A 21,736-nucleotide genomic window follows, 5' to 3' on the forward strand; every position below is an offset into this window, starting at 1 on the left:
CATGTACCTGACCCACTTCGGCCTGCAGGAGGCACCGTTCAGCCTCACTCCCAATACCGGCTTCTACTACGGCCTGCCGCCTCACGAAGAGGCGCTGCAGGTGCTCAACTGGGCGCTGGCGCAGGGGGAGGGCTTTATCAAGGTGACCGGCGAGGTGGGTACCGGCAAGACCCTGCTCTGCCGCAAGCTGCTCAGCGAGCTGGGTTCGGAAGCGCGTCCGGTGCGGCTTGCCTGGTTGCCCAATCCCCACCTCACTCCGGCCGAGCTGCGCATCGCGCTGGCGCTGGAGCTGGGGTTGGCGGTACGGGATCAGAGCGAACTGGATCTGACCGATCGTATCCATCGTCACTTGATCAGCCTGCATCAGCAGGGCAGTCGGGTGGTGGTGCTGATCGACGAGGCGCAAGCGCTGCCGGACGAGACCCTGGAGGCGATCCGCCTGTTCGGCAATCTCGAGACCGAATCGAGCAAGCTACTGCAGATCGTGCTGTTCGGCCAGCCGGAGCTGGATACCAGACTGGCCAAGCCGCATCTGCGCCAACTGCGCCAGCGGATTGGCTTCTCCTACTGCCTGCGGCCGCTGCGTTTTGACGAGACCCGCGCCTATCTGGAGCACAGATTGCAGGTCTCCGGTTACCGCGGGGCACCGCTGTTTGCAGGTCGCGCCATGCGTCTGTTGTGGCGCGCATCGCGAGGAATCCCGAGACTGATCAATATCCTGGCGCAGAAGTGCCTGATGCTGGCCTATGGTCAGGGTGTGCGTCAGGTCGATAGCCGTCTGGTACGGCTCGCCATTCGCGATACCGACGATGCCAGCCGCTTTGCGCCACGGCGCTGGTGGCCCCTGTTACTGTTGCTGGGGTGCGCCCTGGCTTATGGAGTCTGGCCATGAGCGTCATTAACCAGATGCTGAAAGATCTGGATCGGCGCCAGCAAGGATCCGAAGGTGCTGCCATCTATATTGCCCCTGCGCGTCAGCAGGGATGGTGGATGTTGCTGCTGACCCTGATCTGCGGTCTGGCACTGGGGATCCTTGGTTGGCGAACCTGGATCTACTGGCAGCAGACCCATACCGTGACGGCTGCCAGCGAAGTGATCGCCCCCGATGCGGTGACTCCCGATGTTGTGGCAAGGGCCGCCGCGCCAGTCAGCCAGCCCGAGTCGGTCGAGGTGGCGGCCGCGCTGCCGTTGCCAAGTCAGGATGAGGTGAATGATGAGGCAGGCGAGAGTGACTCGGATGGCATGGCCGACGGTGCGCCCTTTGATGCCTCCAGCGATGTTGACGAGTCCGAGCCGACCGATGAAGAGCTGCAGCCCGAGCTTTACGCCGAACTGGCGGCAGAGCAGCAGGCAGTCGCCAGCGCGCCGCGCAAACCGAGCGTATTGAAGATCGAGACGGTGGAGCTGTCGGCCAAGGAGCTGGCGGCACTGGCGGAGCGCAAGGCGACGACCGCCATGGCCAAGGGAAGCCTGCGGGATGCGCAGGACAACTACTATCAGGTGCTGGCCCACGATCCCTACAATCAGGGGGCGCGCGAGCAGCTGGCGGGGCTGCTCTACGGCGAGGGCCGTCTGACCGAGGCGCGTCAGCTGCTGGAAGAGGGGATCCGGCTCGATCCCCAACAGGCCGATTTTCGTCTGCTGCTGGCCCGCCTTGCCATCAGCGAGGGGCAACAGCAGCAGGCGCTTGGCTGGTTGTCCGGTTATCAGCCGGATCTCGCCAGCAACATGGACTACTACGCGACCTGGGCCGGGCTGACTCAGGAGCTGGGCCAGAATGCCGATGCGGCGGCGCTCTATGTGAAGCTGCTGCGTCAGCAGCCTGATCAGGGCCGCTGGTGGCTTGGCCTCGGTGTGGCCGAGGATGGTCAGGGCCACAGCCAGCGGGCGCTCGATGCCTATCGCAACGCCTTGCTGCACGGCAACCTCGGCGAGGCATCGACCAACTGGCTGGAACAACGAATTGGCCAACTAACCCCTTGATAAACAGTAGGTTCGATTAGCGAAGTGGAATCGGATACGGCAACGGGTGTGAAGTAACAGAGATCGGAGCAAACATGGCACAACCCAGACTGAAAATGCGCCTCGGCGACCTGCTGGTACAAGAGCAGATCATCTCTGATGATCAGCTGCAGCTTGCCCTGCAGCAGCAGCGTCAGACCGGCCGCAAGCTGGGCACCACCCTCATCGACCTCGGCTTTATCAGCGAGGTGCAGCTGTTGCAGTTTCTCGCCCGCCAGCTGGATGTGCCCTTCTTCGATCTCAACAACCTGACCATCGACGCCGCTGCGGTGCCACTGCTGCCCGAAGTGCAGGCGCGTCGCTATCGGGCGCTGGCGGTCAACCTTACCGACGACAAGGTGACGGTAGCCATGTCGGACCCGGCGGATCTGAGCGCACTGGATGCCATCGCCGCCCTGCTCAGCCCGCGCATCATGGTGCTGGCGGTGGCGCGCGAAGGGCAGCTGCTGGAGTATTTCGACCGCCTCTATCGCCGTACCCGCGAGATCGAGAGTTTCGCCGAACAGCTGCAGGAGGAGTATCAGGACTCCGGCTTTGAGCTGGGCTCCAGTAACCTAGGGGCCAACGACGAGGGGGAGGCGACGGTGGCCAAGCTGCTGCGCTCCCTGTTCGAGGATGCGGTGCAGGTGGGGGCGTCGGATATCCACATCGAACCGGACGAGAAGGTGCTGCGGATTCGCCAGCGGATCGACGGTATCCTCCACGAGAACATCCTCAACGAGGTGCGCATCGCCCAGGCGTTGGTGCTGCGCCTCAAGCTGGTGGCGGGGCTCGATATCTCCGAGAAGCGCTTGCCGCAGGATGGCCGTTTCAATATGAAGGTGCGCGGTCGCGATGTGGATGTGCGGATGTCCACCATGCCGGTGCAGTATGGCGAGTCTGTGGTGATGCGTCTGCTGGATCAATCCTCCGGCATCCTGTCGCTGACCGAGACCGGCATGCCGCCGGAGATCCTGACCCGTTTCCGTCGCCAGCTCAAGCGGCCGCACGGGATGATCCTGGTGACCGGCCCGACCGGTAGCGGCAAGACCACCACCCTTTATGGCGCCCTCTCCGAGCTCAACCAGTCCAGCAACAAGATCATCACGGTGGAAGATCCGGTGGAGTATCGTCTCTCCCGCGTCAATCAGGTGCAGGTCAACCCCAAGATCGGCCTCACCTTCTCCAACGTGCTGCGCTCCACCCTGCGTCAGGATCCGGACATCCTGCTGGTGGGTGAGATGCGTGACAACGAAACGGTAGAGATCGGCTTGCGTGGCGCCATCACAGGTCACCTGGTGCTGACCACTCTGCACACCAACGATGCGGTGACCAGTGCCTTGCGCCTTATCGACATGGGGGCGCCCGGCTATCTGGTGGCGAGCGCCCTGCGGGCGGTGGTCGCTCAGCGGCTGGTGCGGCGGGTATGTGAGCACTGCGTCGAGGAGAAGGCGCCCGACGAAGGGCAGGCCACCTGGCTCACCGTGCTCTCCGGCGAGGTGCCCGGCCAGCACACCTATCACAAGGGCCGGGGTTGCCAGAGCTGCAACTTTACCGGTTATTCCGGCCGGATCGGGGTCTACGAGCTGCTGGAGCTGGATCAGCCGATGATGGATGCCCTGCGCCGCAACGATGCGGAAGGGTTCGCCAAGGCGGCCCGTCAACACGAACACTACCGGCCGCTGGCCCTCACTGCCCTCGATTATGCCCGTCAGGGGATCACCTCGGTGGATGAGGTGCTGCGACTGGCCGAGGATCTGGGGTAAGCGATGGCTAACTTTGCCTACAAGGGGCGTGACAGCCAGGGCAACGCCACCAGTGGCGTGGTCGAAGCGGCCAACGAGATGGCGGCCGCCGAGCAGCTGATGCGCCGCGGCGTGATGCCCACCGAGCTCAAACCGGGCAAGGCCAAATCCGCCGCCATCGACTGGTCGCTGTTGCTGGAAGGGGGTGTCAAGCTGGATGAGCTGGTGATCTTCAGCCGCCAGATGTATGCCCTGACCCGGGCCGGGATCCCGATCCTGCGCGCCATTGCCGGGCTGGAGGAGAGCACTCACAGCAAGCCGCTCAAGCGGGCGCTTCATTCGCTTGGGGAAGATCTTGGCAACGGTCGCCCGCTCTCCAGCTCGATGCAGGCGCACCCCAAGGTATTCAGCAGCCTGTTCGTCGCCATCATCCATGTGGGTGAGAACACAGGTCAGCTGGAAGAGGCCTTTTTGCAGCTCGCCAACTATTTCGAGCTGGAGCTGGAGACCCGCAAGCGGATCAAGACCGCCATGCGCTACCCCAGCTTCGTGATGATCGCCATCGGTATCGCCATGGTGATCCTCAATATCATGGTGATCCCGGTGTTTGCCGGCATGTTCGCCAAATTCGGGGTGGAGTTGCCGCTGGCGACCCGCATTCTGCTCGCGACTTCCCACTTTTTCGTCCACTACTGGTGGCTGCTGCTCGCCATTCTGGCGGGGATGGTGTTCGGCTGGCGCCGCTGGGTCGCCACCACCAAGGGCAAGCTGACCTGGCACCGCTGGCAGCTCAAGTTGCCGATCGTCGGCACCATCATAGAGCGCTCCCTGCTGGCCCGTTTTGCCCGCAGTTTTTCCATGATGCTCAAGGCCGGGGTGCCGCTGAACACGGCGCTGACCCTGGTGGCCGATGCGGTGGATAACGCCTATATGGCGGGGCGGGTGCGGGATATGCGCGCCGGTATCGAGCGGGGCGAGAGCCTGCTGCGCACCGCCAGCAGCAGCGGCCTGTTCACCCCGCTGGTGATGCAGATGATCGCCGTGGGTGAGGAGACCGGTCAGGTCGATGACCTGCTACACGAAGCGGCCGAGTATTACGAGCGGGAGGTGGATTATGACCTCAAGAGTCTCACCGCTCGGATCGAGCCGATCCTGATCGGGATCGTGGCGGTGATGGTACTGATCCTGGCACTGGGTATCTTCACCCCCATGTGGGACATGATGCGCGCAGTTCGCGGCAAGTAATCTTGCTGGAACTGGATATCTTCACACCTGAGTGGTGGGACATGATGAGAGCCGTATGAGGCATGTGATCGGTGGAGTCGAGGGCTGGATGAACAGACAGACGCAGCAAGATGATCGCTGGCTGACCGGATATCGGCGGATCGCCGTGATCATCCTGTTGATGGTGATTGTTGCTACGTTGGTGCGTAGCTATCAGGGCCACCGGGAAGAGGCGCAGCAGCTCACTCTCACCCTGCTGGGGGAGCAATTTGCCGAGCGGGCACAGCGTTTGCACGGCATTTGGCTCGATGAGCGGCGTCCGCAGACACTGCATGTTGCCGGCAAGGGGTGGCAGTTTGACGCCCGGGGTTGGCCTCTGGGGCTGGTGCCGCTGCAATCCCCTTCGGAAAATTGCCGTCAGTTGTGGCTGGCACTGATGGGTGAGGCGAAGGGGGGCGTGCCTCCCCTGCAGGTTCTGGCCCGTCCTGATGGCAGTGGTTGCGAGATGGGGTGGGATGGTTATTGGCTGGTTTATCAGTTTTCTGACGGGCGGGTGATGAAAAAGCCTTGAATGAAACCAATCATATGACCCAACTACATGATTTTTTTGGGCCTGCATGAAATAATGTGGGGCATTACGGAGGGAGCATGACAATGAAACCAATGGCACCAACAATGCCGGAAAACGGGATGAGAAGACGGTCTGCCGGCTTTTCCCTCATTGAGCTGGTGATCGTTATCGTGATCCTGGGGATCCTGGCGGTGACTGCACTGCCGCGCTTTCTCGATGTGACTGACGAAGCGAAAAAGGCCAGCGTGGAGGGAGTCTCTGGCGGTTTTGCTACCGGCGTTTCGCTGGTGCGGGCGCAATGGGAGGCGGAAGGTCGCGCCAAACAGGACAGTCTCAATACCGTGCTCTATGACGGTAGTCGCTTCTATCTGACCACACCGACCGAGACCCAGATCAGCAACGGCGAGCTGTCGCCCGGCTATCCGATGGATACCGTTGCCAGTGGTAATCCCGGTGTGGATCCGGCTAATCTGACCGCCGAACGTTGTCTCAATATTTGGGAGGGGTTACTGCAAAACCCGCCCAAGGCTACGGCCACCTTCAATGAAGTGCGTGGTAGCGGCAATGACCTGAAATACTATGCCACCGTGAGTGGTAGCGGGCTTGATTCGGTCTGCCGCTACTATTTGGTCAATAGTTTGAGTAAGGGCAGTGATGGCAAGTATCAGGATCCGCAAGGCAAGACTGATGCATTTATGAGTTTCAGTTACCGCCCGGCATCCGGTCAGGTGACCACCAATATTAATTAACAGAGGAAAGTGAAATGAAAAAACAGGCGGGTTTTACCCTGATCGAACTGGTTATCGTGATCATCATTCTGGGTATTCTGGCGGTCACCGCTGCACCCAAGTTCCTGAATCTGCAGGATGATGCTCGTAAGTCTGCTGCACAAGGCGTACAAGCTGCCCTGCAAAGTGCTTCTGCGCTGGTTTATAGCAAAGCTGTTCTGAATGGCTATGAGACCAGTGCTGGGCCGATCTCTATGGCCGCTCCAATCGATAAAGTTGCTGTAGCATATGGCTATCCAACTGCAGCCACAATCAGCGAGGCGGTGGCGCTGGATGGTTGGAAAGTTTCTGGGGCTGTAGCAGCTAACACCATAACTTTTGCTCCAAGCGGTAAAGGTGACAGCTGTTCTGTTACCTACAAGGAAGTTACCGTTTCTAACGGTACACCGACCATCAGTTTGGTTGGCTGTAAGTAATTGGATGATGGAAAGGGTAGGAGTCAATTCCTACCCTTTCTATTGACATGTTAGAGTCAAGGCATAAGGGTTTTACCCTCATTGAACTGGTACTGGTGATCCTGTTACTCGGGATTCTGGCCGCCTTTGCCGTGCCCAAATGGCTGGGCAAAGGCGGCTTTGAAACTCAAACCGTGCGTGACGAGCTGCTTACCCGGCTGCGGTTGGTACAGACCGTCAATATGCATGAGCCTGCCAACCGCTGTACCCAGCTGGTGGTTGCCTCTCCCCGTTTTGCCCACCGAACTTATGCTGCGTGTCCCGCCAGCGATGATCTGGATACCAATAGTGGCTGGACTCCCCAGTTGGAGACTCGTGGTCGACTGGTTACGCCCTCTGCCGGTATCTCCATCTCCCTAGATAACAACAACCGCTTCGTGCTGCGCTTCGATCAGATGGGCAGACCGCTAGGCAGCTGCGCCACCGGTTGTACCTTGCTGGTGAGTGATGGCCGCGAAATCAGCCGTATCAAGATTGAATCCGAGGGGTTTATTCATGAGATCCCTTAAGCGCGGTTTCACCCTGATTGAGCTGATCGTTGGCATAGTGCTGCTGGCGGTGGCTTTGACCGGCATTTTGGGGTTGCTTATCAATCAGGCGCCACAGGCGGTGGATCCGGTGCAGCAGGTACGCGCCGCCCAGCTGGCCCAGCGCCTCTCCGGCGAGATCTTGCAAAAGTCGTTTGATGAACATTCGGATCATAACGGTGGTCGTTATCGTTGTGGCGAGCAGGTGGCAGGGGTGACCATCTCTTCCTGCTCCACCAGTTATGGTCCGGATGGCGAGCCCGCATCCTATGCCTATAACGATGTGGATGATTTCGATACCGCAGGTAACTGGGTGGATGCCAACACGCTGACCCAAACTGAGGTGGGAGTCAGCAGCGAGGAGTATCGCAACTATCAGGTGAAAATTGCGGTGAGTGGAGCCGATTTCAGCGACGGCACCTTCAAGAGTTGTGTCGCCCCCTGCTCTGTGGGCAAGCGCATTGATCTGCAGATCAAGCTACCGGATCAGAGCGTGCTCGACTTCTCCTTCTATCGGGGGAATTACTGATGGATCGCTCCGCTATCAGGTGTTGCCTGTCTACCAGAATTTCAGCGCCCCTAGCCAACTCCGGCGCCAGATTACGCCTGGCGGCTAATCGAACCTACCGCAAACCTCGGGGTAACCGTGGCTTTACCTTGGTCGAGCTGGTGATGGTCATCCTGCTGCTCGGGATAATGGCGACCTTTACCAGCCAGTTTATCGGTATCGGTACCCAGATTTATGGTGATGCCAGCAGCCGTGAGCAGCTGATGAGCGATGCCCGCTTCGCCATGGAGCGGCTTAACCGCGAACTGCGTGATGCGGTGCCGGGCTCGGAGCGGATCGAGACGACTGGCGGGACATGGGACGACACCGGTGCCTGTTTGCGGTTCTGGCCCATCAGCACCTCGAGCCGCTATCTGGCACTTAACCGCGCCATGTCGGGGAGCACGGCTACCCTTGAGCTGGTGATGGCGACCCCGGCTTCTGCTGCCAATCCGCTGGATGTGGATGCCACCGCCGTCAAAAAAGATGATCAGCTGATCGTCTTCCCCGTGCCGGACAAAAAAGTCGGTTCGCTCACGGCAGGCTGCGATTATGGCCGCTGCGTAGCCAAGGTCACGGATGTGCTGACGCCCGTATCCGGAGCGCAAACCATCCGCTATACCAGTGCCGAGAGTCTGACTGGCCTCTCTCCCGGCAGCCGGGTCTACTTTGCCAACCAGCAGGTTCGCTACTGTGTGGAAGGAAACACGCTGACCCGTGCCACAGCCCCCATTGGAGCATCCTTACCTGCACAGGGCGTGTTGATGGCGGATTCCCTTCGTATTGGCACCTTCTATCGGGAAACCTCGGCGTTTAACGCCGAAGGGGAGTTTGGCATGCGCTTTGTCTTCGAGCGCAAGGGGGAGTCGGTCACCTTCAACCACAAGATAGAGGTGTTCAATGTGCCCTGATCCACAGGCTTTCGGACGGATGCGAGGCAGTGCCTTGATGATCGCCCTGTTTGTGATTGTGGTGATGGCACTGCTGGCGGCTGCCATGGGCCGTTTTCTGGTCGATAGCGGCGAGAAAAATACGGTGGAGGTGCGCAGCGTGCGGGCCCTGCTGGTCGCCCAGAGCGGGTTGGAAGTGGCGCTCTATCGGTTGTTCCCCAAGCGCACGCTTGCCCAACCGACCCCCCCAGCGGTCTGCCTGGCAAGCAGCCCACTGAGCTTTGCCAGCAATCCAGGGCTGACCAACTGCCAGGCAGTTGTTCGTTGCGCCACGGTGCCGGTGACCTACAACGGATCTGTGACCAATGGCTATCGTCTCGAGAGTGTCGGAACCTGTGGCAGCTCCAACCTTAACAGTGCCAACCCTGATTTTGCCGTGAGCCGAACCCTGATGGTAGAAGCTTATGATGGAGGAACTCCCTGATGCGCAATTTATTTCTGATCATTTGCTTATACATCATGGTTTCACCAGTTTGGGCGACAATTGATTGTAATAGTATTTTCCCTGGACCGATTCAGAGCCATGATGCAGACGGAACTCTTTATATGCAAGGTGGTGCTCGTGTAGATAACTACAATGGATTTGAAGTATGTTTTAAGAAAGTTAGGGCCTATAACGAAGAGATGAATTCGTTAGCTTGTGGTACAGGTAAGTGTGAGATAACCGGTATTTCGAGTAAAAAACAGGTTAGTCTGATAATGCCTAGTGGGACAGATAACAAAACCTATTCAATACCAAGTTGGGGAAACCCTTCCCAAGTTGTACTAGGGCAAACGTCTAACTATGGTAAGGCCGTTGGTTCGCGTTGGGATGCAGGTCAGATTACTGTATCTGGGAACATAGGTGGGTATGATGGTCGCCCAGGAACTTTGGGTTTTTCTGATTTTTACGATACATATGTCATTAAAGGATTAACAATACAGAATAAGGGAGTTGTAACCTTAATTTCAGGTAAGACATATGTCATTGACGGCAACCTCAAATTGAGTTCCGGTGAGATCAAACTGATAGGTAGTGCTCCAACACGCCTTTTCGTTAAAGGCGACTTTGATGCTTATAGTGATACTCAGCTGTCAGCTAATTCAGATATGGAGGTTTACATATCTGGAGCAGTGACACTCACAGGTAATAATGTCTTAGCTGGCTCTTACTATGTTGAGGGTAATGCTACGTTTGAGAATGATGTGACTCTTTTTGGTCGAGTGAGTGCGAAGAATGTCAACTTGAAGGGCAATAGTAAGGTTATATACGATGGTGGTGTGCCTCCATTTAAATGTGAGAGTTCAGAAACCTTTGATTCAGCAAATTCGCTGGCTATGTGGGCATTATCTGCGGCAGCCCAAAGTACACTGCCTTCAGTCAAAAATGGGCGACTGCAATTAACCACTAATGACAACAGCCAATCTACGGCTGCGACTTACAAGATGCTGTTCCCTGGCGCTGACAATCAGGTTGTTCTGGAATTTGATCACTTTGCATACGGTGGATCAGGGGCTGATGGAATGGCCGTTGTTTTGTCAGATGGTTTAGTGACAGCGCAACCAGGTGCGGCTGGCGGGCCTCTCGGTTATGGCGCGCGCAGCAATGTCAACGGTTTTGCCGGTGGTTGGTTAGGTATCGGTCTTGATGAGTATGGGAACTTTTCTACTGAAGGTGGGCCAAGGGGGGCTGGACCTGGGGCTCGACGCCCCCAGTCTGTGGTGATCCGAGGTTCGGGTAGTGGTACCTCGGGTTATAGTTATCTTGCAGGTGCTTGTATAAATGGAACCCAGAATACCGGTTCTTGCCTCTCGCCAAGAGTCGATGGTAACGGTAGTGCTAACCCAGTGCATCGTTACCGGATTGAAGTTGACTCGCGCCAGAGTAATAAAACCTTTGTAGAAGTCAGTCGCCGTACCAGCGGAAATCAATTCACCATCCTCATTCCTCGCTTTGAGCTAAAAGGTCAGGTAACGACGCCTAATGATTTTCAGCTCTCTCTGACGGGCTCGACTGGCGGTTTAACCAATTTCCATGAGCTCGATAATTTTCAGGTATGTGCGCTAAAAAGTCGGCCATTGAATGTGCAGATCGATCACTTTCGTTTTGACTACAGTCGTGTGCCGCTGACCTGTAATCCACAAGATGTCACGCTAACGGCCTGTGCTAATAGTGACTGTTCGGTTCAATATAAAGGTCCTGTGACTGCTTATCTGTTACCTAAAAAACTTGCGCAAGGAGAGTGGCGCGACAGTCAGGGCAACGTGTTAGCCAATGATCAAGTGACGTTCAGCGGCGGGAAAGTGGATCTGCGCTTACGCAGCCCGATTAAAGGCAAGATAACACTGGGAGTAGAAGGATCCACGCCCGCGACCAGACCTTTAAGCTCGACTTTGTGCAGGATGGGCAGTGGTGCCTATTCGATCGGTGCTTGCACAATCGACTTCGCTGACAGTGGTTTTATCTTTGATGTGCTGGATACCTATTCCAACCAGCCTCAGGATGTGACTATCAGTGCGGTCAAAAAAGACGACATTACCAAGCAATGTGTGCCCGGATTTACCGGCGTGAGGTCTGTCGGCTTTTGGGGAACGTACAACAATCCAAATACCAATAGCTTTGGTAGCAAGATTTCCATCGATGGCAACGCTATTGCAACTTATGCCGGCAGTGTTTCTTCACCAACACCAACCACCCTCAACCTGACTTTTGATAATCAGGGTAAAGCGACCTTGAAAAAAGTGACCTACCCGGATGCGGGTCAGATGCAGCTTTCAGCCAGTCATAATGGCAGTGGTGAGACGGAGGGTCTGGTGATGACGGGGGCCGACACGTTTGTGGCACGTCCTGTCGGCTTGTGTATAACCCCTCCGCAAGGGGTCTGCGCGGTGGGTGACAGCAGTTGTCCGGTATTCAAAAAAGCAGGGGAAACGTTCCTGGTAGATATCAAGGCGATGGCCTGGGAGTCGGCCAATGATGGGGATATCTGCGTAGGGAATCAGACTACGCCCAACTTTGCCCTGCCCAATATTGCTCTGGGCAGTACGCTGGTGGCACCCAATCCGGGCACCAATGCAACGCTGGGTAATACCACCTATAGCCATGTGGCTGCGGCCAACAGTGCCAATAACGTTAGCCAGACTGTGAGCGAGGTGGGAGTGTTCCGGATGACGGCGACACCACCGGTGGCAAAGCCGCCAGAAGGAAGCACTGTATCTACGGGCTATTTCGGCTACACCATCCCTCCCGCCAGCAGCGTGCCGGTGGGCCGCTTCGTACCCTGGGATTACAGTTTGAGTAATGGCTTTATCACGCCTGCCTGCAATGCCTTTACATATATGAGCCAGCCCTTTGCCAGCGGTTTTGTCCTCACTGCACGCAATCTGCAGAAAGGGACGACAGAGAACTATAAGGGGGCGTTCGCTAAAGGGGTTACTGAGATGGTGGCTGCCAATGCTCTGGATGGGGTTGCGCGTGACAAGCGTATTACACTATCTCCCTCGCTCAGCTGGGCAAGTGGTATTGCGAGCGTTAATCAGCAGTCACCTTTGGGGCTGAATACCCGCTTTGATCGTGCAGTGAGTCCAGAAGCACCTTTCGCCACGTTGAGCTTTGGTCTCAAAGTCGATGATAAGGATGGCGGCAATACACTGTTGGCTAATCCAAATATGAATACTGCTGTCGCTGGGACATGTTCCGGATCGGGGTGTAATGCGGTGCTGCTGGGTACTCAAAAGCTGTTGTACGGCCGCCTGCAGGCGGGCACGGCGGCGGGTCTGGCCTCGGCGCCGCTGGCCATTCCACTGCAGATGCAATATTACGAAGCGGGCAATTGGCTGCAAAACAAGGAAGATCAATGTACCCAGCTCTCTTTGGCCAATCAGGGGTTCACTTTCCTCAATCCGAGTCACACCTTTGATGCGGCGACTCGCGAGCTGAATCTGGGGGCGGGTCGCAAGATCAAGCTGGGGTTGGGCAGTTCTGCACCAGGTGGGGATGCTGCACTGGCGAAAGACGGGGAGATCTTGTTCCACTTTGCCAAGCCGGACATCTCGGTGCGCATTCCCTACAAGGTCGAATTGGCAAAACAGCCGTCGCAGCCCCTCTGGTTGTCTGACCCAACGAGTGCCAATGACGGCAACCTGCAAGGTGAGGCCATTTTCGGCTCCAGCCGGGGTAATGACAGAATTATTTATCGGCGCGAAGTATTGCAGTAAATGATGTGTAAGGGGGGTTGGCTCAACAGCATCCCCCTAAATCCTTGTTTATTAGTGTTTGCAAGCGTGTGCGAGTGAGTGATGACTCGCATTTTTGTCGCGCCTGATTGATTGGCGACAGTTTGAGCGCTTGCCCATTGGGGTGGGCATTGGTAAAGTTAGCCGGTTTTCTGCACCTCCAAATTCTTAGGATTTCCCGTAGCCATGTTCAAAAAGCTCAGAGGCGTCTTTTCCAACGATCTGTCGATCGATTTGGGAACTGCCAACACCCTGATCTATGTAAAAGATCAAGGGATCGTCCTTAACGAACCCTCAGTTGTCGCCATTCGCCAAGAGCGCGGGAACGCCAAATCGGTCGCTGCTGTCGGTCATGCCGCCAAGCAGATGCTGGGCCGTACCCCGGGCAACATTTCCGCAATCCGCCCGATGAAAGACGGCGTGATCGCCGATTTCTACGTGACCGAGAAGATGCTGCAGCACTTCATCAAACAGGTTCACGACAACAACTATTTCCGCCCCAGCCCGCGTGTGCTGGTGTGTGTACCGTGCGGTTCAACTCAGGTTGAGCGTCGCGCCATCAAGGAGTCCGCACTGGGCGCCGGTGCCCGCGAGGTCTACCTGATCGACGAGCCTATGGCTGCTGCCATCGGGGCCGGCCTGCCGGTGTCCGAAGCGACCGGCTCCATGGTGGTTGATATCGGTGGTGGTACCACTGAAGTGGCCATCATCTCTCTGAACGGTGTGGTCTACTCCCAGTCCGTCCGTATCGGTGGCGACAAGTTTGACGAAGCCATCATCAGCTACGTCCGTCGCAACTACGGCAGCCTGATCGGTGAAGCGACTGCCGAGCGCATCAAGCACGAGATCGGCTCCGCCTATCCGGGCGAAGAGGTGCGCGAGATTGAAGTCCGTGGCCGCAACCTGGCTGAAGGTGTACCGCGCAGCTTCACTCTCAACTCCAACGAAATCCTGGAAGCGCTGCAAGAGCCGCTGTCCGGTATCGTGGCTGCCGTCATGGTGGCGCTGGAGCAGTCTCCGCCGGAACTGGCTTCCGACATCTCCGAGCGCGGCATGGTGCTGACCGGTGGTGGCGCACTGCTGAAAGATATCGACCGTCTGCTGATGGAAGAGACCGGCATTCCTGTCGTCGTGGCCGAAGATCCCCTCACCTGTGTGGCCCGTGGCGGCGGCAAGGCGCTGGAGCTGATCGATATGCACGGTGGCGATCTGTTCCACTACGAATAAGACCCAAAGCCGGCCAGCGTGCCGGCTCTTTTTTGACGACCCATGAAACCCATTTTTGGTAGAGGCCCTTCGCTTCAGTTACGGTTGTTTCTCGCCGTCATCATCTCCATCGCTGCCATCGTCGCGGATTCCCGCTTCGGTGTGTTTACCCATGTCCGTGTCTACCTCAGTTCGTTAGTCAGTCCCCTGCAATACATGGCCAATGCGCCGGGTACCCTGCTCGACACCATGTCGACCCAGGTGCAGACCCGCGCCGATCTCATCGAGCAGACCAAACAGCAGGAGCAACAGCTGTTTACCCTGCGTGCCCGTCTGCTCAAAATGGATCAGCTGGAACACGAGAACCAGCGGCTGCGTGAGCTGCTGGGTTCGCCGGTGCACAAGGAGTCCCGCAAGATGGTGGCCGAGCTGCTGTCAGTGGATTCTGACCCCTTCAGCCATCAGGTGCTGATCAACAAGGGGGCGCTGGATGGCGTCTACAACGGTCAGGCGGTGATCAACGATCAGGGGGTGATTGGTCAGGTGCTCCACGTGGGCTCCACCACCAGTCGCGTGCTGCTGATCACCGACTCCAGCCACGGTATTCCGGTGCGGGTGCTGCGCAACGACTTGCGCGCTATTGCCTCCGGCAGTGGTGAGCTCGACAAGCTTGAGCTGCGCAACCTGCCGCGCAACACCGATATTCAGGTGGGTGATCTGCTGGTCACCTCGGGTCTGGGTGGCCGCTTCCCGGAAGGTTATCCGGTGGCGACTGTGACCCGCTCCGAGTATGTGGAGGGCAAGCCCTTCGCCCAGGTCGAGGCCAAGCCGCTGGTGGAGCTGGACAGACTGCGTTATCTGCTGCTGCTGTGGACCGACAAGAAGCCTGAAGTTCATGATGAGGATGGCGAACGGGCGGCTCCCGCTGCGTCCGCCGCAGGAGCCACCCGCTGATGCTAGAACCCGCCAGCGGCAGGATCTGGATCTGGATCTCGATCCTGCTGGCCTTGAGCCTGTCGATCCTGCCGCTTCCTTTCGAATTTGACCCCTTCCGCCCGGACTGGCTGGCCATGGTGCTCATCTACTGGGCACTGGCTTTGCCGCATCGGACCAACGTCGGCACTGCCTGGGTGGCGGGCCTGCTACTGGATGTGCTGCTTGGCAGCACCCTCGGCGTGCGGGCGATGGCGATGGCCATCACCACCTACCTGGCGGCCTTCCAGTTCCAGAAGATCCGCAACTTCTCCCTCTGGCAGCAGGCACTGATCATCGGTGGCCTCTCGCTGGTGGGTAAAATGACGGTATTCTGGGCCGAGCATCTGTTCAGCCAGGCCAGTCTCAACTTCTCCTACTTTTGGTCGACGTTGACGACGATGCTAATATGGCCCTGGGTGTTTCTGGTGCTGCGCAAGGTGCGGCGCCGCTTCAATATCAGGTAAATATGAACAAAAACAACGAACCACAACTCTATCTCGCCTCGGCTTCTCCCCGTCGCCGTGAACTGCTGACCCAGATTGGTTACCGCTTCGAGGTGCTGAAACTGGATGTGCCCGAGCAGCGGGAAGAGGGTGAAAAGGCGCAGGATTACGTCTGCCGCCTCGCCCGTGACAAGGCGATGGCGGGCGTGGCGTGTGCGCCGACGGCGTTGCCGGTGCTGGGTGCCGACACCATAGTGGTGCTGGGCGACCGGGTGCTGGAGAAACCATCCGATCTGCTGGATGCCAAAGATATGCTGGAGTCCCTCTCCGGCAAGGTGCATCAGGTGATGACGGCGGTGGCGCTGGCCAGCAAGGATCGTTGTGACGTGCGTCTGGTCACCACCAACGTGGCGTTTCGCAAGCTGGACGAGGCCGAGATCGAGGCCTACTGGCAGACCGGTGAGCCCTGTGACAAGGCCGGGGCTTATGGCATTCAGGGTATTGCCGGCAAGTTTGTCAGCCGCATCGAAGGGAGCTATAGCGCCGTGGTCGGCCTGCCCCTGCTGGAGACAGACCTGCTGATCAAGCATCATCTGGAACAGCTCAAATAATTTCCCGTCAGCTGTGCTCTGCTGCGTTTCTTCCTTGCGCGCGTTGTACCGGATTGGCTCTATAGAATTCAAAACTGGAACAGGCAAGGTTACTTATGTCGGTAGAACTGCTGGTTAACGTTACCCCCTCCGAAACCCGGGTCGCTCTGGTCGAAAACGGTCTGCTGCAGGAAGTGCATGTAGAGCGTCAGGCCAAGCGCGGCATTGTCGGCAATATCTACAAAGGCAAGATCAGTCGGGTGCTGCCCGGCATGCAGGCAGCATTCGTCGATATCGGCATGGACAAGGCGGCGTTTCTCCATGCCTCCGACATCGTGCCGCACACCGAATGTGTGGCGGTGAAGGAGAAGGAGCAGTTCCAGGTCGGTAACATCGCCGAGCTGGTGCGTCAGGGGCAGGACATCATGGTGCAGGTGGTGAAAGATCCACTGGGTACCAAGGGTGCCCGTCTCACCACCGATATCACCTTGCCATCCCGCTATCTGGTCTTTATGCCGGGCAGCGCCCATGTCGGCGTCTCCCAGCGTATCGAGTCCGAAGCGGAGCGGGAGCGCCTCAAGCGTACCGTAGCTGGCTATGTGGACGAGCTGGGTGGCTACATCATCCGCACCGCTGCCGAAGGGGTGGGGGAGCAGGAGCTGGAGCAGGATGCTGCCTTCCTGAAACGCCTGTGGCGCAAGATCCTCGAGCGCAAGCAGAAGTATCCCCCCTGCAAGATCCTCTACGAGGATCCCAGTCTGGCCTTTCGGGTGGTGCGCGACTTTGTCGGCGCCGAGCTCGACAAGATCCGCGTCGACTCGCGCCAGAGCTTCGATCAGCTCAAGCGCTTCACCGAGGAGTATGTGCCGGAGCTGGCCAGCAAGCTGGAGTACTACCCAGGCGAGTCGCCGATCTTCGATCTCTACGACGTGGAGAACGAGATCCAGCGGGCACTGGAGCGCAAGGTAGAGCTGAAATCCGGCGGCTACCTCATCATCGACCAGACCGAAGCCATGACCACGGTGGATATCAACACCGGCGCCTTTGTCGGCCATCGCAACCTGGAAGAGACTATCTTCAACACCAACGTCGAGGCGACGGCGGCCATTGCCCGTCATCTGCGCCTGCGCAATCTCGGCGGCATCATCATCATCGACTTCATCGACATGCAGTCGGAAGATCACCGCCGTCGGGTGTTGCACAGCCTGGAGCAGGCGTTGTCCAAGGATCGCGCCAAGACCAACGTCAATGGCTTCTCCCAGCTCGGTCTGGTGGAGATGACCCGCAAGCGCACCCGCGAGAGTCTGGAGCATGTGCTCTGCTCCGAGTGCCCCGAGTGCAAGGGACGCGGCCGGGTCAAGACGGTGGAGTCGGTCTGCTTCGAGATCCTGCGGGAGATCATCCGGGTCAATCGTGCCTACGATGCGGATCAGTTCACCGTCTATGCAGCCCCGGCCGTGGCCGACTACCTCCATGGCGAGGAGTCCCACAGTCTGGCGGAGCTGGAAGTGTTTATCGGCAAGCAGGTGCGGGTAGTGAGCGAACCCCTCTGCGGTCAGGAGCAGTTCGACGTGGTGATGATGTAATTGGTCTATCGCTGGCTGAGTCGGGGCTGGTTGGCCCTGGGGGTCCTGTTCGTACTGATGGCCATGCTGGTCACCCTGGTACGGGTCGGGGGCCCTTTGCTGAATCAATACAGGGAGAGTCTGATCCACACTCTGCTGGGCGATTCACAGCTCAAGGTCAGCGTGGAGCAAGTGGGGCTGGACTGGACACAGTCCGGGCCCGCGCTCGAACTGCAGCAACTTGCCATCGCCCCGGATTCGGGGCGTTTTACCGTACAGCTCGGCAAAGCCTGGGTGCACCTCGACTTCTGGCGCACCATTAACGAGCTCAAGCCGGTGTTTGGCGAGCTGATCCTGAGCGATGGCGATATCACCATCGACTTGCGCCAACCGGCTGACGACAGCCCCTCCGGCGATCCCCAGCAGGGCGCCCTGCTGCGCTTTCTGCTGACCCAGCTCTCCACCTTCGATGTGCACAACACTCGCCTCAGCGTCACCACCTCCCTCGGTGATCTGCGGGCGCTCGACATTGCCCAGTTGCGCTGGCAGAACCGTGGCAAGCGCCATCAGGGGGTCGGCAAGGCTTATCTCATCAACGGGGTGGGCGAGAGCACCCTCGATCTGATTCTGGATGTGGACGCCCCGACTGCCCGGCTCGATCGCCTCAAGGGTCAGCTCTATCTGGGGGCCCGCCAGCTCGATATCACCCCGACCCTGGCCAAAATCCATGCGGGCGAACCCAAGGTTGCCGGTCAGCTCGACTTCCAGCTCTGGAGCGAGTTTGACAGCGGCAAGCTGGGCAATACCCTGCTGGCGTTTGGCAACAACTACCTGATCTGGAAGGATCCCAAGAAAGGGGAGATGCACCGTTTCGGCCTCGATGGTGGCAAGATCCAGCTGCGCCGTGAGGGCACCGACTGGCAACTGGCCAGCCACAACGTCAACTTCAAGCTGGACGGCAAACCCTGGTTGCAGAGCCGCTTGCAGCTGGAGCGGATCGGGGATCGGGTGCAGGGCTATCTGCCCAGCATTGAGTTCGACAAGATCACCCAGATCAGTCAGCTGGTCTCGGCGCTCTACCCCACACTCTGCGACACCCTGCGCCAGACCAATCCGCAGGGTTCGGTGCAGGATCTGACGCTGCTGGCCAATGCCGACTGGCAGGAGCTCTCCCTCAGTGGCCGCTTCAGCAAGGTGCGTCTCAAGGCCTGGCAGGATATACCCGGGATGCAGGATCTCAACGGCGAGTTCTGGCTTACCCCGACCGGCGGTAGCGCCAGATTGGCGCTGGCGAACGACAAGGTGGATCCCGCCCGTCACTTCAAGATGCCGATCCCGGTCGACAACTTCTCGGCCCGCCTCGACTGGTGGCGTGAGGAACAGGGCTGGGTGCTCTACGGGCAGGATATCGCGCTGGATAACCCGGATCTGACCCTGTCCAGCCGTTTCCGCCTCGATCTGTTCGAGCACCCTTTCCTCGCCCTGACCGGTCGCATCGATGTGAAGAATGCGGGCCATGCGGATCGCTACTTCCCGCTGCAGGCGATGGACAAGGGGCTGGTGGATTACCTGAGCGGCGCCATCAAGGGGGGCAAGGCCAAGGGGGCCGACCTGCTCTGGTATGGGGAGTTTCGGGATTTCCCCTACGACAACGGCAAGGGCATCTTCCAGGTGGCGGTGCCGCTGGAGCAGGCCACCTACGAGTTCTTCCCCGGTTGGCAACCGCTCACCGACCTGCAGATCGATCTCTTGTTCCAGAATGCCGGTCTCGATATGCGCAGCCGATCCACCAAACTCGGCAAGGCGAGCTCCGACTCGGTGCATGCCTGGATCCCGGATCTCTCCCCCGGCGCCCACCTCTATGTGGATGCCAAGGTGCAGGGGGAGGGCAAGGCCATCAGCGACTACCTGCAGGACTCCCCGCTGGGTAGTTCGGTGGGACAGGCGCTGCGGGATATCGAGATCCGCGGCCCGATGGCCGGTTCGGTCAAGCTCGATATTCCTCTCGATGGCGAGAGCGAGGTCAAGGCGAGCGGCGATGCCACCTTCAGCAACAACAAGGTGCGGGTCGCCAGTCTGGATCTGCCGCTGGAGAAGGTGCAGGGGCGCCTCGAATATGACAACGAACAGACCCGTTTCAGTAACCTCAAGGCGAGTTTGTGGAACCAGCCGCTGACCCTCGATTATCAGGGGCGCCAGCATCCGGATCACTATCAGGTCGACCTCGATTTCAAGGGGCAGTGGGATAGCCGCCGCCAGCCCGCCGCCATCTCTTCATTTGGCATTCTCAACGGCCGCAGCAACTGGGGCGGCAAGCTCGGGTTGACCCTGCCCGACAGCAAGCCGTTCAGCTTCCAGCTGGCGCTCGACTCCAACTTGCAGGGGATGGGGCTGGATCTGCCGCTGCCGCTGGCCAAGAGCAGCGCCAGCCGGCTGCCGCTCAAGGTGATCGCTCGTGGCCGGGATGGCAGCGCCGACATTCGTGCCGTGCTGGGGGCTGATGTGGATATGCAGACCCGACTGGTCTACGGCGAAGGGGTGCCTTATCTCAGCCGGGTGCGGGTCGATGTGGGTCAGCCGGGCGCCCGGGTAATGCGCGATGCTCCCATGCTGCTTGCCATCAACCAGCAGGAGGCCGATGTGGGCGGCTGGCTGGCGCGACTCAAGCAGTGGCTGCCAGCGCAGAACCAGACCGGCAATGCGGTGGTCGGCCCCGCCTTCCTGCCGCAGGAGTGGTGGGTGGATGGGCAACTGGCTCGCGCCTATATCGGCAGTGCCACCCTCAAGGCGGCGCGTTTCACCGTGGGGCCGACCAATCAGGCGACCGAAGTGATGATCGACAGCCCCGACGTGATGGGGGTGATCCGCCTGCCCGCAGTGGCCAATCGCCCGGTGGATGCCAAGTTTGCCCGCATCTACTGGTCCGGCAAGAGTTCGGATCTCAGCCCGGATCCCGATGCGCAGCAGGACAACGCCATCATGGCATCCATCCCCTGGTTGAAGGTGAGCTGTGTCGATTGCCGCTTTGGCGAGCTACCTCTTGGTGAAGTGAAAGGGGAGCTGGTGCCCGGCGCCAACAAGGTGACCCTCAAGGGGCTGGATGTGCGGCTGGCGGGGAGTCAGCTCACCGGCAGCGTCGACTGGCTGGCCGATGGCAACCGGATGGAGACCCGCGCCCGTGGCAAGCTGACCAGCAACAACAGCGAACTGCTGCTCAAACGGCTCGGCTACACCTCGCCCATCGGCGATGCCCCCGGCTCCCTCGCTTTTGATCTGAACTGGCAGGATGTGCCCTATCGCCCGAGCCTGCCGACTCTGGGGGGAAGTGCCAACTATCAGCTGGAGGGCGGCACCCTGCGGGAGATCAACGACAAGGGGGCACGGCTGCTCTCCCTGCTCAGTCTCGACTCCCTGCTGCGCAAACTGCGGCTCGATTTTCGCGATGTGTTCGACAAGGGCTTCTACTTCGAATCCATGTCCGCCTCTGCCACCATCAAGCAGGGGCAGGTCAGCAACGATGATTTCTATATGAAGGGGGCGGCAGGCAACCTGCGCGGTGAGGGGATCGCCGATCTGGTGCGCTGGCAGCTCGACTACGAGCTGAGCTTCTCCCCCAATCTGGGGGGCACCCTGCCGGTGGTGGCGGCCTTCTCCATCACGCCGGTCACGGGTCTCTATGTGCTGGCCCTCTCCAAACTGCTGGAGCCGGTGGTGGATGTGGTGACCCGCATCGATTTTCGCATATCGGGCCCGCTCGACGCACCCAAGCTGATCGAGGCGGGACGAGATCGCGCGCGCATCAAGCTCAACCAGCAGCAGAAAGAGGCGGTTGACGCCGTTGCCCCCGGCCTGCCGACTCAAGAGGTGACCCCTTTCCTGCTGAGCCCCAAACACGCAGGGCCCGCTCAGCGCTGAACGAGCGGCCCGGCATCAT

18 protein-coding genes are annotated in these 21,736 nt (G+C 59.0%); all 18 read left to right on the top strand.

Annotated elements, in window-relative coordinates; genetic code table 11:
- Position 1 precedes the first annotated feature (1 nt).
- The 18 genes from mshM to I6L47_RS15825 all read left to right on the top strand — a co-directional run bounded on the left by mshM (position 2) and on the right by I6L47_RS15825 (position 21,717).
- Positions 2 to 892, top strand: coding sequence for an MSHA fimbrial biogenesis protein MshM (mshM, locus tag I6L47_RS15740; protein WP_216947826.1), 891 nt, complete (start codon positions 2 to 4; stop codon positions 890 to 892).
- The gene (locus I6L47_RS15745; RefSeq protein WP_216947827.1) at positions 889 to 1,983 is read left to right on the top strand and encodes a tetratricopeptide repeat protein; all 1,095 of its coding nucleotides are present in this window, start codon (positions 889 to 891) and stop codon (positions 1,981 to 1,983) included. The genes mshM and I6L47_RS15745 overlap by 4 nt, the downstream gene beginning before the upstream one ends.
- Before the next feature lie 74 nt (positions 1,984 to 2,057).
- Positions 2,058 to 3,767, top strand: coding sequence for an MSHA fimbrial ATPase MshE (gene mshE, locus I6L47_RS15750; RefSeq protein ID WP_129504850.1), 1,710 nt, complete (start codon positions 2,058 to 2,060; stop codon positions 3,765 to 3,767).
- 3 nt (positions 3,768 to 3,770) lie between these two features.
- Entirely contained in the window at positions 3,771 to 4,991 is a 1,221-nt protein-coding gene (locus I6L47_RS15755) for a type II secretion system F family protein (protein WP_019446485.1), read from the top strand.
- Between the two features lie 88 nt (positions 4,992 to 5,079).
- Positions 5,080 to 5,541 (top strand): hypothetical protein, encoded by a 462-nt coding sequence (locus tag I6L47_RS15760; protein WP_216947829.1) that lies wholly within the window; start codon positions 5,080 to 5,082, stop codon positions 5,539 to 5,541.
- A gap of 77 nt (positions 5,542 to 5,618) precedes the next feature.
- Positions 5,619 to 6,290, top strand: a complete 672-nt coding sequence (locus tag I6L47_RS15765; protein WP_216947831.1) for a prepilin-type N-terminal cleavage/methylation domain-containing protein — start codon at positions 5,619 to 5,621, stop codon at positions 6,288 to 6,290.
- A 14-nt stretch (positions 6,291 to 6,304) separates the two neighbouring features.
- Complete coding sequence (locus I6L47_RS22615) at positions 6,305 to 6,745, top strand: prepilin-type N-terminal cleavage/methylation domain-containing protein (protein WP_005348618.1); 441 nt, start codon at positions 6,305 to 6,307, stop codon at positions 6,743 to 6,745.
- A 47-nt stretch (positions 6,746 to 6,792) separates the two neighbouring features.
- Positions 6,793 to 7,293 (top strand): prepilin-type N-terminal cleavage/methylation domain-containing protein, encoded by a 501-nt coding sequence (locus I6L47_RS15775; protein WP_103251121.1) that lies wholly within the window; start codon positions 6,793 to 6,795, stop codon positions 7,291 to 7,293.
- Positions 7,280 to 7,840, top strand: coding sequence for a prepilin-type N-terminal cleavage/methylation domain-containing protein (locus tag I6L47_RS15780; RefSeq protein ID WP_103251120.1), 561 nt, complete (start codon positions 7,280 to 7,282; stop codon positions 7,838 to 7,840). Before I6L47_RS15775 ends, I6L47_RS15780 begins: the two co-directional genes overlap by 14 nt.
- Entirely contained in the window at positions 7,840 to 8,769 is a 930-nt protein-coding gene (locus tag I6L47_RS15785; RefSeq protein WP_180993716.1) for a PilW family protein, read from the top strand. Before I6L47_RS15780 ends, I6L47_RS15785 begins: the two co-directional genes overlap by 1 nt.
- A gap of 37 nt (positions 8,770 to 8,806) precedes the next feature.
- Positions 8,807 to 9,232, top strand: a complete 426-nt coding sequence (locus I6L47_RS15790) for an MSHA biogenesis protein MshP (RefSeq protein ID WP_103251119.1) — start codon at positions 8,807 to 8,809, stop codon at positions 9,230 to 9,232.
- Positions 9,232 to 13,005 carry a DUF6701 domain-containing protein gene (locus I6L47_RS15795; RefSeq protein ID WP_103251118.1) on the top strand — a complete coding sequence of 1,258 codons (3,774 nt, stop codon included), beginning with the start codon at positions 9,232 to 9,234 and terminating at the stop codon, positions 13,003 to 13,005. The genes I6L47_RS15790 and I6L47_RS15795 overlap by 1 nt, the downstream gene beginning before the upstream one ends.
- A gap of 204 nt (positions 13,006 to 13,209) precedes the next feature.
- Positions 13,210 to 14,250: a rod shape-determining protein gene (locus I6L47_RS15800; protein ID WP_005340051.1), complete on the top strand. Its 1,041-nt coding sequence runs from the start codon at positions 13,210 to 13,212 to the stop codon at positions 14,248 to 14,250.
- Between the two features lie 42 nt (positions 14,251 to 14,292).
- The gene (mreC, locus tag I6L47_RS15805) at positions 14,293 to 15,183 is read left to right on the top strand and encodes a rod shape-determining protein MreC (protein WP_005340053.1); all 891 of its coding nucleotides are present in this window, start codon (positions 14,293 to 14,295) and stop codon (positions 15,181 to 15,183) included.
- Positions 15,183 to 15,668, top strand: coding sequence for a rod shape-determining protein MreD (gene mreD / locus I6L47_RS15810; RefSeq protein WP_005340054.1), 486 nt, complete (start codon positions 15,183 to 15,185; stop codon positions 15,666 to 15,668). Before mreC ends, mreD begins: the two co-directional genes overlap by 1 nt.
- A gap of 2 nt (positions 15,669 to 15,670) precedes the next feature.
- Positions 15,671 to 16,258: a nucleoside triphosphate pyrophosphatase gene (locus tag I6L47_RS15815; protein ID WP_005340055.1), complete on the top strand. Its 588-nt coding sequence runs from the start codon at positions 15,671 to 15,673 to the stop codon at positions 16,256 to 16,258.
- Between the two features lie 95 nt (positions 16,259 to 16,353).
- Positions 16,354 to 17,823 (top strand): ribonuclease G, encoded by a 1,470-nt coding sequence (gene rng / locus I6L47_RS15820; RefSeq protein ID WP_005340056.1) that lies wholly within the window; start codon positions 16,354 to 16,356, stop codon positions 17,821 to 17,823.
- The gene (locus tag I6L47_RS15825) at positions 17,824 to 21,717 is read left to right on the top strand and encodes a YhdP family protein (protein WP_216947832.1); all 3,894 of its coding nucleotides are present in this window, start codon (positions 17,824 to 17,826) and stop codon (positions 21,715 to 21,717) included. It begins immediately after the preceding gene.
- Positions 21,718 to 21,736 lie beyond the last annotated feature (19 nt).

The organism is Aeromonas sp. FDAARGOS 1417 (assembly GCF_019046985.1).
GTDB lineage: Bacteria > Pseudomonadota > Gammaproteobacteria > Enterobacterales > Aeromonadaceae > Aeromonas > Aeromonas veronii.